The sequence below is a fragment of the Hornefia butyriciproducens genome (genome assembly GCF_009695915.1).
Classification (GTDB): domain Bacteria; phylum Bacillota; class Clostridia; order Peptostreptococcales; family Anaerovoracaceae; genus Aminicella; species Aminicella butyriciproducens.
The window spans coordinates 50889-66496 of record NZ_VUMZ01000009.1 but is presented as its reverse complement, the minus strand read 5'-3'; the positions used below and the strand labels follow the sequence as shown (position 1 = coordinate 66496).

Here is a 15608-nt window from a genome sequence, read left to right as displayed (position 1 = left end):
TAACATTTGCAACGCTGTTTCGTCTCTTTTTTTGTTATAGTAGTGTCGACTCCTTAAGTCCCCGTCGGACTTAAGGAGCGCTGAAAGCGGTCAATCGGATATGAGCTCTGTGCTTCCGTACTATTGATATTTCAGGCATATTCGGTGGCTGAGCACGCATTACAGCAGAGTTATTAAAGTGAAAGGAGTCGGGAGAATGAAACGAACAATTATCCGTATCGACGAGCACAAATGTAACGGGTGCGGGATCTGTGCCGAAGCGTGTCATGAAGGAGCCATCGGCATTGTGGACGGAAAGGCGAAACTACTCCGGGACGATTACTGCGACGGTCTGGGAGATTGTCTTCCCGCCTGCCCCGAAGGCGCGATCACTTTTGTGAAACGGGAAGCGGCTGCCTATGATGCGGAAGCGGTCGCAATGAACAAAAAGAATTCCTCAGAAGCCGGGTCTCCGGGCACCGGCACTCCCCCGGCTTCCGGTTCCGGTGCGCCGATCAGACTCTCCAACTGGCCGGTGCAGATTCGTCTGGCCCCGTCCCGGGCTCCATACTTCGACGGGGCAGAGCTCCTCGTCGCTGCAGACTGCACCGCCTACGCGTATTCCGGATTCCACACGCATTTTCTTCAGAACCGCGTCGCTTTAATCGGCTGCCCGAAACTGGACGGCACAGACTACTCCTGGAAGCTGGCGGAAATCCTGCGCTCCAGCGACATCCGGAGCATGACGGTCCTCCGCATGGAGGTCCCGTGCTGCGGCGGACTGGAAGTCGCGGTGAACAAGGCTCTTCAGGACAGCGGTAAATCCGTCCCCCTCCGCGTAATCACGATTTCCATTGACGGCGAAATTCTGGCAGAAGAAGACGTACCGGCAGTATAGTTGCGGGTCTGCGGAGCACAGCAGCGCGACTCGGTTCGTGTTTCCCTCCGAATCCGTCTAGAAAAAAGCCGGGGATCCGAAGATCCGCGGCTTTTTTCATTTTCTCAGTCTTTTTTCAGTGCACGCCCTGCCCTTGACAGGAATTCATCCCTGAGTTCCCTGACGTTTTCTCTGGTAGCAGCATCCCTGATTTTGTCCACGTATTTTCCGGCGGTGTTCTTCACCTTCTCGCCTCCGGGATAGGCATACTTGTCCATCGCATATCCGTATACGTCGCCCAGAGCCTCCAGTTTTTCATCCGCCAGTTTCCTCGCAGATGTCCCGATCTCCGCAACGGCTTCATCAAACGCCTTCTTGGCCGCCATCGCACCTTCTTTTGTTCTCGCCTTATCAATTCTGCGGATGTATTTGCGCACCAGTTTGCGGATCCTGCCCTGATCCGACTGCTCAAAGGCGTTCAGATTCGTCGCCTCAATGGCTCTCTTCAACCGGTACTTGACACGGTCCAATGCGCGTGTCCGATACGCCGCCGCAACTGCGACAGCCCCCAGCGCAATCGCGCCCGCAAGCAGCGCGCCGCCGCTGATTTCAGTTCTGTTGTTTTCCTCCATGACTTTCGCCTCCTAATCGAATACCGTACTTTGTTCTCCTGCAATTTTATCGCAGTTCATTCCTTTGGCTATCATATCGCTAAAATCACAGTCACCTTATATCATTTTTCTGAATGTCTCCAGAGAAATATTTCCGTTCACCCTGACCCGGCTCAGCAGATACGGATCATCGCCGGGATGGATTTTTCCGTAGGCAGTCGTAAATGCAACCTTGAAGCCCGCCTTCTTCACCGACTTTCTGCAACCGTCGTTATAGTCTCCAAAGGGATAGGCGAATGCGTTCCGGCTGCCCAGGATCTCCTGAGACCGCTTCAGATCTGCTAACCGTTCCTGATCGCTCAATGCGGTCATAACGCCTCCGTGACCGATTTTTCCACCCGGCCGGTGCATGTTGTAGGAATGAGATTCCAGATCGATATGGCGGTAGTTTTTCTTCGCCATAGCCTCGCCATTTTTGGAGCATATCACAAAGGATGTCGCCCGCACGCTGTAGCGTTCCAGCAGAGGGGCCGCATGATGAATGAAGCCCTTCGTTCCATCGTCAAAGGTCAGCACCACGCTCTTCGCCGGCAGGTCGATTTTTCCATCCAGATATTCCCGAACCTCGTTCCAGGAGGGAAAGTAGTACCCCGACGCCACGAGATACTTCAGTTCACCCTCCAATGTCGTGGTTGAAATCATATTCGCATTCAGGCCTGCCGGCGGACGCTTCGGATCATATACATCATGATACATCAGCACCGCAAGCCCCCGTTTCCGTCCGGCCTTCGTCTGGGCGGGCCACGTAACCGTGACCTGCCGTACAGTCGAAACCTCATGCCCTGCACTGTCTGTCACACTGTAACGGACAGTATATTTTCCGACGTGCGTCATATCCGGCACCTGCGTTTTCACTCTGCCGGTGATATCCCTTCCGTCACCTGCTCTGGCGGTATATCCCGGTTCTCTGTAACGGTCGCCGTACCGCAGATGAACAGCACCGGCATCCGCGTTTCCCGGCGCGAGGGTAATCACAGGCTCCCTCCGGCTGTCCTGCCAGAACCGATATCCCCCCAGCGTTCCGACCGCGATCGTCAGAGCGAACAGCAACACAATAATCAACGTCAGCTTTTTCCCAGTCATATTCTTCTCCTCACCTTTTGCTCCCTGCCTCATTTTACCACAGTTTACGGTGAATGTCGATGAACGGCCGCATAAAAAAGCCCCGCGTCAGCAGGGCTGTGTCCCGCCCGGCAGCGCGGGCAGGGATTTTAAGTTCTTTGTGACAACAAAGGTTTACGGATACAACTGTGCGGACGCCGCCGCGCGATCAGTATGATCCGGGTCAGCACTTCTCGACAACGACTGCGGTTCCCATGCCGCCGCCGATGCAGAGCGTCGCCAGTCCTTTGTTCGCATCGTCTCTTCTCAGCATCTCATAGATCAGAGTGATCAGAATTCTGCAGCCGGAAGCTCCGATCGGGTGGCCGAGCGCGATTGCGCCGCCGTTTACATTCAGTTTCTCAGGATCGAATCCCAGTTCCTTGCCAACCGCTACAGACTGCGCCGCAAACGCTTCGTTTGCCTCGTACAGATCCATATCCGCGATGGACAGGCCTGCCTTCTCCAGAGCCTTCTTGGAAGCCGGAACCGGTCCGACACCCATGATCTTCGGATCGACGCCTGCGGAAGCATAGCTTACGATCTTGACCAGCGGCTTCAGGCCCAGCTCCTTGGCTTTGTCCGCGGACATAACGACGACTGCAGCGCCGGAATCGTTGATTCCGGAAGCGTTGGCCGCTGTAACGATTCCGCCGTCCTTCTTAAACGCCGGCTTCAGTTTGGCCATCTTCTCAATTGTGGAACCGAACTTGGGATGCTCGTCAGTGTCGAAGACGATCGGATCGCCCTTTCTCTGCGGAACCTCAACCGGAACGATCTCGTCCTTGAACTTGCCGCCCTTAATCGCGGCCTCTGCCTTCTGCTGGGATTTCAGTGAGAACTCGTCCAGCTCTTCTCTGGTCAGTCCCCACTGCTCCGCAACGTTCTCGGCGGTCATACCCATGTGATAGTTGTTGAACGCATCCCACAGACCGTCGTTGACCATCATGTCGACCATCTTTCCGTCGAACATTCTGGCTCCCCATCTTGCCTTCGGAAGTGCATAAGCAGTCGCGGACATATTCTCCGCTCCGCCGGCAACGATGATGTCAGCATCGCCGGCCTTGATGATCTGAGCCGCCAGTTCAACTGCTCTCAGTCCGGATCCGCAGACCTTATTGATTGTCATCGCAGGTACTTCCTTGGGAACTCCCGCATCCAACGACATCTGTCTCGCAACGTTCTGGCCGAGGCCGCCCTGAAGCACGTCGCCCATGATGACTTCTTCCACCTGATCCGCCTCGATGCCTGCTCTTTTAATTGCTTCTTTAATTACAACGGCACCAAGAGTTCTTGCGGGAACGTCCTTCAGAGTTCCGCCAAAGGTTCCGATCGCTGTTCTCGCAGCGCCTACGATTACTACATCTTTCATATTAAGTGTACCTCCTTGTTATTTAAAAAGCCATTTGGCAATTCAATCAGGATTTTGTTAAATCTTTGTCACTTTCATTCTACAACAGTGCTGAACAAAAAGCAACCATATTCTCTCGATGTCTGCCCCCGTTTCTGCAGCGGCTCTCTCCGCGTTTTTTCCACTCCTTGCGCCGGCTTTTCCGCGGATCCTGCAGGTTATTCTGCGGCGGATCCGGCTGACACCTCCTAAGAACTTTTCAAAGTCCGTCCGGAAGACATCTCTGCTCTGCGCCGGATCCCGAAGCCCGCCTCTGCGAGAGGCGTCATCATATCCAGCCGAGTATTGTCCACTGCAAGAGGGGTAATAGATGCATAACCCTCGGCCAATGCAGTCACATCCAGCAGTTTTCTGTCATCTGCCACAGCGTCCGGAGTTCCCTCCATTTTATATCCTCCGCCTTCAGTCGGTACAAAGATGTCGCGGTAATATCTTCCGCCCAGCCGGGTAAAGCGCACTCCTTTTATCTTTTCCCTGGGCTGATCCGGAACATTGATGTTCAGAACCGTAGCCGGGCTTGTCTTTGTACGCACAAAGGACATCACATCCAGCGCCAGATCGCAGGCTGCGTCAAAATGCCTTGCCTCGTGACTGTCCACCGACACGGCCACGGAATGCACCCCCGTCAGTGCACCCTCCATCGCCGCTCCCACAGTACCGGAGTAAAGAGTATCCATGCCGAGATTACTGCCGAAGTTGATTCCGGAGTAGACCATGTCCATCGCGATCCCCTGTTCGCCAAAAAACTGAAGTCCGATTTTGGTACAGTCCGCCGGAGTTCCGGCGACCTCATATGCGGCCTCTGCGCAGGGGAACTCAACGGGTCGGACAAATATCTCTTCACTTATGGTGATGGCCTGGCTGGCTCCGCTCCTCTGCCCCTCAGGTGCAGCGACATATACGTCCGCCCGTTCCGACAGCGCCCTCACCAGATGCGCAATCCCCGGAGACCGGATTCCGTCGTCGTTTACCACAAGGATATTCACAGCTTCATCACCTTTCCGATCGCGTCATGAATGACGAGATCCGCTTTGTCATCATACGGCGTACTGTCTTTGTTAATCAGAACCAGGGTACTGCCGCGGAAATAGTGGATCAGCCCCGCCGCCGGGTAGACCACCAGAGAGGTTCCGCCGATAATCAGCGTATCCGCCGCTGCGATCGCGTTAACTGCGCCGTTAATCACATCCTCGTTCAGCGCCTCCTCGTACAGAACCACATCCGGCTTGACCGTGCCGCCGCAGCTGCACTTCGGAACTCCGCCGGTGCAGTTGCTCTCATCCAGAATGTAATCCAGCGAATATGGTTTACCGCATTTTTCACAGTAATTGCGCTGTACACTGCCGTGAAGTTCATAGACGTTCCGACTCCCCGCCTTCTGATGCAGTCCGTCGATATTCTGCGTCACGACGGCTTTCACCTTACCGTCCGCCTCCAGCTTGGCCAGAGCCTTGTGAGCGTCGTTGGGCTCTGCCGACGTGTGGATCAGGTTTTCCTTATAGTACCTGAAAAAAAGTTCCGGATTCTGCCGGTAAAATGTATGCGACAGCATCGTCTCCGGCGAATGGCCATAGACCTTCTGTGCGTGATAAAGTCCGGTTTCCGAACGAAAATCCGGGATTCCGCTTTCCGTGGAAACTCCCGCGCCGCCGAAAAAAACGATATTGCTGCTCGCGTCAATAATCTTTTTTAGTCTTTCATCCATTGTCTGTCCTCCCTTCATCGGGTATACTTGCATTATCAGTATATCACGGATAGAGGAGAAACATCAATGAAAAAGGATAAAACAGCGCTTGTTCTCGGCGGAGGCGGTTCCCGGGGCGCATACGAGGCCGGAGTATGGCAGGCTCTGACGGAGCTGGATATGCATTTTGATATGGTAGTCGGCGTTTCCGTCGGCGCGCTGAACGCGGCGATGATCGCCCAGGGAGATGCGGACAGCATGTACGGGCTGTGGAAAAGTCTGGGAACAGACATGATCTTCGATGTGGACCCGCATGCTACGACAAAGGACTTCGCAAAGGAATTTGTAAAGCAGGGCGGTGCGGGAATCTCCGGACTCCGGAAACTTCTCCGGGAATTTCTGGACGAAGAGGCAGTGCGCCGTTCGTCTATAGAGATGGGACTTCTGACGACTGAAATTCCTTCCATGAAAGGCTGCCCCTTCTGGATCGGCGACATTCCGAGGGGCCGGCTGGCAGACTACATCATAGCATCCGCTTCCGCCTTCCCTGCCGTTCAGTACCATGAGATCGACGGGCACAAATACATCGACGGCGGATACACCAATAATCTACCGGTTCCCATGGCACAGGAGCACGGCGCTGCCTCATGCGTCGCCGTCTACATGAACGCCCCCGGACGGTATTTTCCGAAACAGGCGGAAGGTGTACCCGGCGTCCGCCTGATCCGGAGCAAATGGGATCTTGGGGATTTTCTGGTCTTCGACCCTGAAAACTCCAGGCGAACGGTACGTCTGGGATATCAGCACGCCATGAAGGAATTCGGCGTGTACGACGGAGAATTCTTCACATTTATCAAAGGCTCCTTCGACAAAAAAACGCTCCGTAATGCGGACGCCTGCGCCCAGATTTTCGAACTGGATCCTCTGGTGCTGTACGGCAGGGAGCATTTTCTGGATCGCCTGGCGGACGCTGTCGCCGCAGCGCGGGCCGATGTGGATATCGCAGTCCGGACAGATCATATTTTGTCTCTGAATACCCTGCGAAACCTTGATCCCGCCGGAGCTAAGGACATTCTTCGGGATGTCGCTGATGCCGCCAACCGCAAGACCCTGACCCTGACCATCGCCGATTATCTGAAAAACCATCAGGGCGACAGCCTGCTCCGGCACCGCCATATCGCCCGTCTCCTGCACAGGGAACTGGCCGGTGCAAAGTTCCTGATTCAGGCGGGGCTTGCATGATCTGCGGCCTACAGACCGTCCGCGGCGCCGGAGCCGCGGACGCCGGTTAACCGTTATAATCTTGGATGTGACGAATAATGAAATCCGCAAAGCGCCGCGACGCCAGCGGCATGGTATTCCAGTCCCGCCATACCAGCGCAACCGTGCGGCTCAACGGCTCATCGATCTCCCGGATCTCTACATTTTTCTCAAATCCCTGGATGACCTTCCGAAACAGGATAGACACTCCGAAGCCCTGCCGGATCATCGCCAGAATCGTATAATCATCATACACATCGTACTCGATGCGAGGTTTAAGGCCGTACCGGGCAAATCCTGTTTCCACCGTATTATAATCCTCGCCTTCATTCAGCAGTATAAAGGGCTCCTTTGCCAGCTCCGTCAAAGACACGCTCTTCCGGGCGGTCAGCGGATGCCCTGCAGGCAGCACCGCAACCATTCCGTCTTCATAGAGCACATGAGTTCTGACGTCTGTATAACTGGCGTCTCCGGTGCTCATAAATCCGAAATCCGCCTCGCCGTTCACAATATCTCTGCGTATGGAGGTATAATCTCCCTGCTTAAGCTGAAAATCAACTCCGGGATATTCCTGTCTGAATTTTTTCATCATCGGCGGAAGTATGTTGCGGCTGACACTCGTAAATGTAAGAATGCGTATCATGCTGTTTTCCAGTCCCTGCATTTCTCTCCGCTTTCGCTCCAGCGCATCCTCCGCCCCGCAGATCGCCTGCAGATACGGAAAATACTGAACGCCATCCGGCGTCAGACGAATCCCTTCCCTGCGCCGCTCAATCAGCTGTGTCCCCAGTTCCTTCTCAAGGCCTCTTATTATCTGGCTGACCGCACTCTGAGAGTAGCCGATCTCCTCCGCAACTCCGGTAAAACTGCCCTTCTCCATCACGCGGCAGAAAATCCGGCTTTTCGACAGTGCATTCATCGTCTTGCCTCCTCACTCCCGGGCATCTCTCCACAAGTACCGCACCCGCAGCACTTCTTAGTGTATCATACCGCACTCACAGTGCTCATGAGTACATATAATCACAATAACATAAGTTTTACTTATGTAAATATAATATAAATGAATTTTACTTATGTCAATGCCGGTGTTATAGTTGTAGGCAGAATTACTGTTAAGGAGTTGATCTGAATGGAATCCAACCGGGCTGTTTTCCTGCAGGGCATGCGTCACGGCATCCCCATCGCGCTGGGATACTTCGCCGTTTCTTTTTCTCTCGGCATCACCGCCAGAGACTGCGGTTTCAACGCATTCCAGGGCTTTCTGGCAAGCTATACGACCTACGCCTCCGCAGGACAATACATAGGTTTTACTTTGTACGCGGCAAACGCCACCCTGTTTCAGCTGGCAGTCATGACTCTGATTACCAACCTGCGCTATCTTCTGATGGGATTCGCGCTGAACCAGCGACTCCCGGAAAACACCTCGCCGATGAAGCGGCTGATTACCGGGCTGTGCATTACCGATGAGATCTTCGGCATCACCATCGCCCGTCCGGGCAGTGTCAATCCCTTCTATATGCTGGGGGCGTGGACGGTCGCAGCGCCTATGTGGTCGGTGGGAACCGCACTCGGAATCGTCATGGGCAATCTTCTCCCTATGCGGCTTGTCAGTGCTCTGAGTGTCGCGCTCTACGGAATGTTCCTGTCGGTTATCATCCCGCCCGCACGCAGAGACAAAATCGTCTGCGCTTTTGTTGCCGTCAGCTTCGCGAGCAGTTACGCCGCATCGCAGCTTCCGATGGTGAAAGAGCTGTCCGCGGGAAACAGAACAATCATTCTGACCGTGGTGATCTCTGCTATCGCAGCCATCGCCTTCCCGGTGAAAAAAAAAACTGCGGCCGTAAATAAGGAGGACCCCGGAAATGCAGCATAATATTTACATTTATATCGCCGTCATGGCTCTGGCAACGGCAGCCTGCCGGGTTCTTCCGGTCACGCTGATCCGCCGCCCCATAGAAAATCAGTTTTTTCAATCATTCCTGTATTATGTGCCTTATGTGACCCTGGCAGTCATGACATTCCCGGCTATCCTTACCGCAACCCAGTCACCTCTTTCCGGTGCAGCAGCCATGATCGTCGGCATTCTCGCCGCCTGGTTCGGCGCAAGCCTGTTTCTGGTTGCAGGGATGAGCTGTCTGACTGTATTCATTCTGGAGCTGATCGTGATTTAATTCCGGTACGAAAAAGATGCGGAACGTTTTGTCCGCATCTTTTCGATTCTTTTTCATTCCGTTTCGACTGTACGGCATACGCCTGCCGTCAGTCCGGGCTCCCGCTGCGACTGAGCCTGCTGATATGCAGCTCTGGCCGTGCCCGGGAATTATCTGCGCTTTCGCGAGTTCCTCTGCTCCCGCCGGATACGGCGGCAGGTTTTCGGTTTCATTACCGAATATCCGAACCTTCCGAGCGGCCGGGGCTTCAGCCCGAAATATTCCCCGTGGCTGTAAGCAATGAGACCGGCCTCTTCCAGACAAAACCGCCCGGTCTCGCCGAACAGGTTTTTGTTCCCGTGAACGCAGACAATCTCTGCGACGAACATATCATGGCTGGGATACTCAATCACATCACGCACCACGCACTCCAGATTCACCGGCGATTCCGCCACAAGCGGCGCGGAAACCTGATCCGACGGAACCGGCGTGAAACCGCACTCCGCAAATTTATCCACATCCCTCCCGGAGCGTACGCCGCAGAAATCCACCTTTTCCGCAATCGACTCCGTCGCCAGATTAATAACGAATTCGCCGCTTCGGCGGATTAACTCATGTGAATAACGGGATTTCCGCACCGAAATGTAGGTCGTGGGCGGCTCGGAATTGACGATGCCGGTCCAGGCAATGGTAATCAGATTCTGTTTTCCGTCGGCAGCACAGGAAACCAGCACAACCGGTACCGGATTCAGCATTGTTCCCGGCTTCATCGTCACCTTTCTGACCACCCTGTCTGTCCGCGTATCTCGTGAATCCTGACGAGCCGTCGACTTCTTCGGTGCCTGTGAACATTGCGGTTCCTTCAGTGTCGGTGAGCCTTTCGGCTTCTTTGCCTTCCGCGGATTTCGGGAGGACTTCGACTTCTGCATCATCTGCTGCCTCCGCAAAAACTAAAGCGCCGCCTTGATGGCTGCCAGGAGATCGTTGAACTCTTCATATGCCGGGAGTTCCGGATGCTCTGCTTTGATGGCGTCTGTGCTGCGGAACAGGAATCCGGCTTTGCTCGCCTGAATCATCGCCAGGTCGTTATGACTGTCTCCACTCGCGATGGTTTCATATCCGATAGACTGCAGCGCCTTCACAGTACTGAGTTTGGAGTTTTCCACCCTCATATGGAAATCTGTAATTTCACCGTCCGGCGCGACCTCCAGCGTGTTGCACATAATGGTGGGCCAGTTCAGTTTTTCCATCAGCGGTTTGGCGAACTGCTCGAAGGTGTCGCTGAGGATAATCACCTGCGTGGTCTGGCGCAGTTCATCCAGAAATTCCCGTGCTCCGGGCAGCGGATCGATTTTACCGATGGTTTCCTGAATTTCTTTCAGACCCAGGCCGTGCTCCTTCAGGATGTCCAGGCGATAACGCATCAGTTTGTTATAGTCCGGTTCATCCCGCGTGGTTCTTTTCAGCTCCGGAATTCCGGTCTCCTCTGCAAATGCGATCCAGATTTCCGGAACCAGCACTCCCTCCATATCCAAGCAAACAATATTCATAAGTCTCCCCTTTCTATTGATGGATTCATCAGCGGATTTTTCTTTTCAGATTCAATATTATACTCCTGTAAGAGCGTGATGGCAACTGTTGAAATGACGGAATCACACGGGACCAAGGCACGCAGTTTCCGATTCCATATAGATCCGTTGACATTATGCTCTTTGCCGCTATAATAGACTAAGAAAAATACCGTGTTTAATCTGTAGAAAAAGGAGCATGAAATGCTGAACAACCTCATCTTCTGTCTGAACGCTGTCGTCCCCATATTTTTACTCATGCTCCTGGGGATGTTTTTTATGCGCATAGGAATATTTGATGATGCTTTTGTTTCGAAAATGAATTCTTTTGTATTCAGGGTGGCTCTGCCGGCACTGGTGTTCTACGATCTGTGCAGCGAAGACTTCGGCCGCGTCTGGGATCTGCGGTTCGTGCTTTTCTGTTTTCTGGCGACTCTGGTCTCCATCCTGCTGTGCGTCGCCATCTCCTGTCTGCTGAGGGACCGGCGCGTTCAGGGCGAATTCATTCAGGTCAGCTACCGCAGCAGCGCCGCCATCCTGGGGGTTTCCCTGGTCACCAACCTTTACGGAACCTCCGGCATGACCCCGCTGATGATGCTGGGCGCGGTTCCACTGTATAATGCGGCTGCTGTAGTCGTTCTTACGATTTTCACGCCGGAGAGGAACAAAATGAAACGGACTGGAATGAATCGGGCGCAGGTGAGAAAAACGGCGGTCGGGATCATCACCAATCCGATTCTGATCGGGATATTCGCCGGTCTTTTGTGGTCCGTGCTGCGCCTGCCCATGGGGAACATCCTTGATCATACCGTACAAAATCTGGCCCGGCTGGCTACGCCTCTCGGCATCATGGCCATGGGCGCATCCTTTAATCTGCAGAAAGCGCTCTCCGGCATCCGAACCGCCGGACTCGGTGCGTTCATCAAGCTCATCGGACTGGGACTGATTTTTGTTCCCCTCGCCGTCACACTGGGATTTCGGCAGGACAGGCTCGTCGCAATTCTGATTATGTGCTGTTCCTGCAGCACCGTCAGCTGCTACGTCATGGCGCGCGAAATGGGGCACGAGGGTACACTGACCTCCAGCACAGTGATGCTGACAACATTTTTCTCCGCGTTCACGCTGACAGGCTGGCTTTTCGTGTTGAAAACCCTCGGACTGCTCTGAGTCCGGAGCTTCGTCGGCGCCTGTCGGTGCCGTGGGTGCGTTCGACGCCTTCGCCTTCGCTGTCTCAGGCCTGCGATGTCTTCCGGCGGAAGAATTTCCTCCGGAGGGCTCCGGGGCGGCGGCGATTTCTTTTGTGATAGAAGGCGTCGTAGAGGACCGGCACGATGAACAGTGTCATCAGAGTGGCGTACAGCAGTCCGCCGATGGTGACGATCGCCATGCCCCGGCCCATCTCTGCTCCTTCATCGTGACTCAGCGCCATCACTGACATTGCGAGGATCGTCGTCAGCGCGGTCATCATAATCGGCCTCATGCGATCCCTTCCGGTCTTCACCAGCGCCTCCACCCTGTCCATTCCCGCTTTCCGCATCTGATTCGCATAATCGATGAACACAATTCCGTTATTCACCACAACTCCGGACAGAATCAGAAAACCCATCAGAGAAATCATGGACAGCTCTTCTCCCGTGATCATCAGCGCGAGAAATCCTCCTGTAAATGCCAGAGGAATCGTAAACATGACGATGAATGGCGACAGGAAATTAGCGAACTGTGCCACCATGATCAGATAAATCAGAATCAGTGCCACCAGCATCATCAGTCCCATGTCGCGAAGCATTTTGTTGACGGATTCTGTTTCACCGGCAAGCTTCACCTCATACCCTGCGGGGACATGATATGCGCTCAGTTTCTTTTCCAGCTTCCGGGACAGCAGCGTCGTGTTGTAGCCGTCCTTCGTATCAGCCTTGACGGAAATCATTCTGGAACCGTTGTCATGGCCGATGGATGCGATTCCGTCCTGAACCTTGAAGGTGGCGAAGTCGCCGAGCCTGTATTTTTTCGTGGTCTGAGTGCCGTCCGCACCGGTAGTGGTGCCGGAAATTCTGAAGTCAAGCAGATTTTTCTTTGTGAGCTGACGGCGGCTGTCCTTCAGGTTCACATCGATCTGATCCCCGTTTATCTGAATCTGCGTGGCCGTCCGGGAACCCTTCAGTTTCTCTGCCAATGCCTGATATATCTGTGCGACAGTCAGCCCGCGCCGCATGGCCTTTGCTTTGTCGATGTTCAGAACGATTTCCGGGTCCGCAGCCTCCTGACCGTTGACCACGTTTTCAAAGCCCTTCTCCTTTTTCACCATGCTCATGATGTCGTCGCTTATGTTCAGGATCTTTTCATTGCTGTCGCCGTAAATGTCCACCTGAAGACCGCTCCCCGTCAGGGAGGAGGAGCTCATGGCCTCAGTGCTGACCGTGTAGCTCTTCACGTTCAGGCCGTCGAGAATATTCTCGATCTTTCTGCCGATTTTCCGGTTCTGATCCGCGGCGTCATCCCGCAGCAGTACCAGAGTTGTGAAATTTCTCGAGCTGCTGTCCATCATTCCCATGGACAGTGTCGCAGACTGCATAGCGCCTACGGTCTTCACCCCGTCGATTTCCCGTATCTGCCGGGAGGCCTGATCCATCACTTTGAAATTATCCTCCAGGTCATCCTCCGGGTCCCCTTCCACCGCAACGCTGATCTGTGTTCCGGACATTTCCGGAATTATCACCACGCCGGTGCTCGCTACTCTGGCGGCGCAGACCCCAAGCAGCACGACCGCCAGCAGAACCGGAACCCATTTCTTCCGGAGACAGAACCTCAGAGCCCTTTCATAGCGTACCATGAGCCTTTCCAGAAGCCGGTGCTCCTTCGGCTTCACATTCCGCATCAGCGTCGCCGAAATCGATGGAACAACCGTCAGAGCGACGGCAAGAGAAGCCAGCAGACTGAACGTGATGGTCAGACACATATCCTGCACAAGTTCTCTTGTCAGTCCGTTTGTAAACAGAACCGGCAGGAATACGCAGATGGTCGTCAATGTAGACGAGGCAATAGCTCCTGCGACCTGCCCCGCTCCCTGAACCGCCGCCTGAGCCGCACTGACTCCCTGATTGCGCAGCCGGTAAATATTCTCCATCACAACAATAGAGTTATCCACCAGCATGCCGATACCCAGCGCCAGCCCCGACATGGAGATGATGTTCATGGAAATATCCGAAAAATACATCAGAAGAATCGTGAACAGCACACTCAGCGGAATAGATACCGCCACAACGAGCGTCGGCCGCAAATCTCTCAGGAACAGCAGAAGCACCAGAAATGCCAGAATCGCGCCCCAGATCAGATTAGAAAATACCGAACTGATAATGACATTGATATACTCACCCTGATCCATCAGGGTTGTCACCTCAAGCCCCTTCTGCTCCTTCTGCATCTGGTCAAATGCGGCGTTCACATTATCCGATACCGCTGAGGTTCCGGCCGCACTGGCTTTATACACCGCAAGAACAGCAGCATCCCTTCCGTTTACTCTTGCGTAGGTCTCACTGCCGTTATCCTCAATCTTCACATCGGCCACACTGTCCACCGTGATGTCACCGACTCCGTCTATGCTGGTCAGCACCATGTCTCCGACAGCGCCGGCGCTCTTCGCTTCCTCATCGATGCGGACCAGGTACTGTCGATTCCCTCCGGTGACGTAGCCGGCAGGCATGGAGAAATTCTCCGCCGTGATTAATTTAGAAAGAGTATCCAGAGACAAAAGCTGATTCGCGTTGGCGTTCGCCAGAGCCTTCTTCCGTCCGCTCCGGTAGTTCGCATATCCCTGCTCCAGTTCCTTCTGACTGTCGTTCAGGCTGGCCTCCGCTATAGCGATCTGTGCGCTGGCGCCGCCGAAGGCAGCAGCCGCGGTAATCTTCCCGGCCTCCACTTTATTATAGTTTTTCAGTGCCTTGTCAATCTGTTCATTGCTTTTATCGGCTGCCGCCTGTGCCGCAGCCGACTTCGTCCTGAGATTCCGAAGCTCCGTTTCAATCTCACCTATTCTCGAACTGGATGGATCGTTCTGAGTGTACAGCGCCTTTTCAGCGTTCAGCGCCGCCGTATAAGCGGACAGTGATGTAACCTGTGACTGCTGAGCTGCTTTCGCAGCCAGAAGGGTGTTCATCGTCCGAGTAAATTTTGCCATTTCACCGGCCGACTTCTTCTGCTGTCGGCTCAGGCTGTCCTTCTGCTTCTGCAGCGTGGTTTTCGCCTCATTCAGCTGCGCCTGTCCACGATCCAGCTTTTCTTTTGCCTCCTGCAGTTTCGACAGCGCTGCGGCACGGATTCTTTTATTGACCGCATCAATTTTTTTCTGATTCAACTTCACCTGAACAGAGTCCTGAACCATGCCTTCGGTCTGAACGCTGGCAACGCCGTCCTGACGTTTGATGTCCGGCACGACATTATCCTCAATATAGCGGGACAGTTCGCCGCCCTCCAGTCCTTCTTTGTCAACACTGACGTAGAGAACCGGCATCATGTCCATGGAGACCTCCATCACAGACGGTTTTCCCGCTCCGTCCGGAAGTTCCAGCTGATTCACTGCCGACGTCACCTTGACCATGGCACTGTCCATATTAGTGTCCGTCTCAAACTCCAGCATAACCTGACTGACGTTGCCAGCCGAGGTGCTGGTGACATTTTTGATTCCCGGAAGCGTTGATACTCCGTCCTCCACAGGATTGGTAATTTCGCTCTCCACCTTCTGGGGCGACGCGCCGGGGTCGCTGGTAACGATCACCATGTAGGGCAGGTTCATCTCCGGAAGAAAATCCGTCGTCATACGGGTAAACCCGGTTATTCCGAGGACACAAAGCGCAAGCACCGCCACAAGAACCACGTATGGACGTCTGACACTGAATTCAGGCATAAACTCT

Annotated in this window: 14 protein-coding genes; 5 read left to right on the top strand and 9 right to left on the bottom strand. The window is 54.1% G+C overall.

Annotated elements, in window-relative coordinates; genetic code table 11:
- The first annotated feature begins 196 nt into the window (after positions 1 to 196).
- Positions 197 to 877 (top strand): ATP-binding protein, encoded by a 681-nt coding sequence (locus FYJ64_RS09435; protein ID WP_154574897.1) that lies wholly within the window; start codon positions 197 to 199, stop codon positions 875 to 877.
- A 104-nt stretch (positions 878 to 981) separates the two neighbouring features.
- Here the strand turns inward: FYJ64_RS09435 and FYJ64_RS09430 are convergent, their stop codons facing one another.
- The 5 genes from FYJ64_RS09430 to FYJ64_RS09410 form a co-directional block, all read right to left on the bottom strand.
- Complete coding sequence (locus tag FYJ64_RS09430; protein ID WP_154574896.1) at positions 982 to 1488, bottom strand: albumin-binding GA domain-containing protein; 507 nt, start codon at positions 1486 to 1488, stop codon at positions 982 to 984.
- Between the two features lie 96 nt (positions 1489 to 1584).
- A complete protein-coding gene (locus FYJ64_RS09425) occupies positions 1585 to 2610 on the bottom strand; it encodes a polysaccharide deacetylase family protein (RefSeq protein ID WP_206045626.1) in 1026 nt (341 codons plus the stop codon).
- A gap of 202 nt (positions 2611 to 2812) precedes the next feature.
- Positions 2813 to 4000 (bottom strand): acetyl-CoA C-acetyltransferase, encoded by a 1188-nt coding sequence (locus FYJ64_RS09420; protein WP_154574894.1) that lies wholly within the window; start codon positions 3998 to 4000, stop codon positions 2813 to 2815.
- 227 nt (positions 4001 to 4227) lie between these two features.
- Positions 4228 to 5025, bottom strand: a complete 798-nt coding sequence (surE, locus tag FYJ64_RS09415; protein ID WP_154574893.1) for a 5'/3'-nucleotidase SurE — start codon at positions 5023 to 5025, stop codon at positions 4228 to 4230.
- A complete protein-coding gene (locus tag FYJ64_RS09410) occupies positions 5022 to 5744 on the bottom strand; it encodes an NAD-dependent protein deacylase (protein ID WP_154574892.1) in 723 nt (240 codons plus the stop codon). Before FYJ64_RS09410 ends, surE begins: the two co-directional genes overlap by 4 nt.
- A 66-nt stretch (positions 5745 to 5810) precedes the next feature.
- On the opposite strand from FYJ64_RS09410, the gene FYJ64_RS09405 reads away from it, so the two are divergent.
- Positions 5811 to 6965: a patatin-like phospholipase family protein gene (locus FYJ64_RS09405; RefSeq protein WP_154574891.1), complete on the top strand. Its 1155-nt coding sequence runs from the start codon at positions 5811 to 5813 to the stop codon at positions 6963 to 6965.
- Positions 6966 to 7011: 46 nt separating this feature from the next.
- Here the strand turns inward: FYJ64_RS09405 and FYJ64_RS09400 are convergent, their stop codons facing one another.
- A complete protein-coding gene (locus FYJ64_RS09400; RefSeq protein ID WP_154574890.1) occupies positions 7012 to 7902 on the bottom strand; it encodes a LysR family transcriptional regulator in 891 nt (296 codons plus the stop codon).
- Positions 7903 to 8112: 210 nt separating this feature from the next.
- Between FYJ64_RS09400 and FYJ64_RS09395 the strand changes: the two genes are divergently transcribed.
- Both FYJ64_RS09395 and FYJ64_RS09390 read left to right on the top strand, forming a co-directional pair.
- Positions 8113 to 8856 (top strand): AzlC family ABC transporter permease, encoded by a 744-nt coding sequence (locus FYJ64_RS09395; protein WP_154574889.1) that lies wholly within the window; start codon positions 8113 to 8115, stop codon positions 8854 to 8856.
- The gene (locus FYJ64_RS09390; protein ID WP_154574888.1) at positions 8846 to 9154 is read left to right on the top strand and encodes an AzlD domain-containing protein; all 309 of its coding nucleotides are present in this window, start codon (positions 8846 to 8848) and stop codon (positions 9152 to 9154) included. The genes FYJ64_RS09395 and FYJ64_RS09390 overlap by 11 nt, the downstream gene beginning before the upstream one ends.
- A 149-nt stretch (positions 9155 to 9303) precedes the next feature.
- Here FYJ64_RS09390 and FYJ64_RS09385 read toward each other — a convergent pair whose 3' ends face one another.
- Both FYJ64_RS09385 and thrH read right to left on the bottom strand, forming a co-directional pair.
- Positions 9304 to 10065, bottom strand: coding sequence for a flavin reductase family protein (locus FYJ64_RS09385; protein WP_328597006.1), 762 nt, complete (start codon positions 10063 to 10065; stop codon positions 9304 to 9306).
- Positions 10066 to 10083: 18 nt separating this feature from the next.
- Positions 10084 to 10683, bottom strand: coding sequence for a bifunctional phosphoserine phosphatase/homoserine phosphotransferase ThrH (gene thrH, locus FYJ64_RS09380; protein ID WP_154574887.1), 600 nt, complete (start codon positions 10681 to 10683; stop codon positions 10084 to 10086).
- A 222-nt stretch (positions 10684 to 10905) separates the two neighbouring features.
- Between thrH and FYJ64_RS09375 the strand changes: the two genes are divergently transcribed.
- Complete coding sequence (locus FYJ64_RS09375; protein ID WP_407928791.1) at positions 10906 to 11868, top strand: AEC family transporter; 963 nt, start codon at positions 10906 to 10908, stop codon at positions 11866 to 11868.
- A 64-nt stretch (positions 11869 to 11932) separates the two neighbouring features.
- Here the strand turns inward: FYJ64_RS09375 and FYJ64_RS09370 are convergent, their stop codons facing one another.
- A complete protein-coding gene (locus tag FYJ64_RS09370; protein ID WP_206045625.1) occupies positions 11933 to 15601 on the bottom strand; it encodes an efflux RND transporter permease subunit in 3669 nt (1222 codons plus the stop codon).
- Between the last annotated feature and the right edge of the window lie 7 nt (positions 15602 to 15608).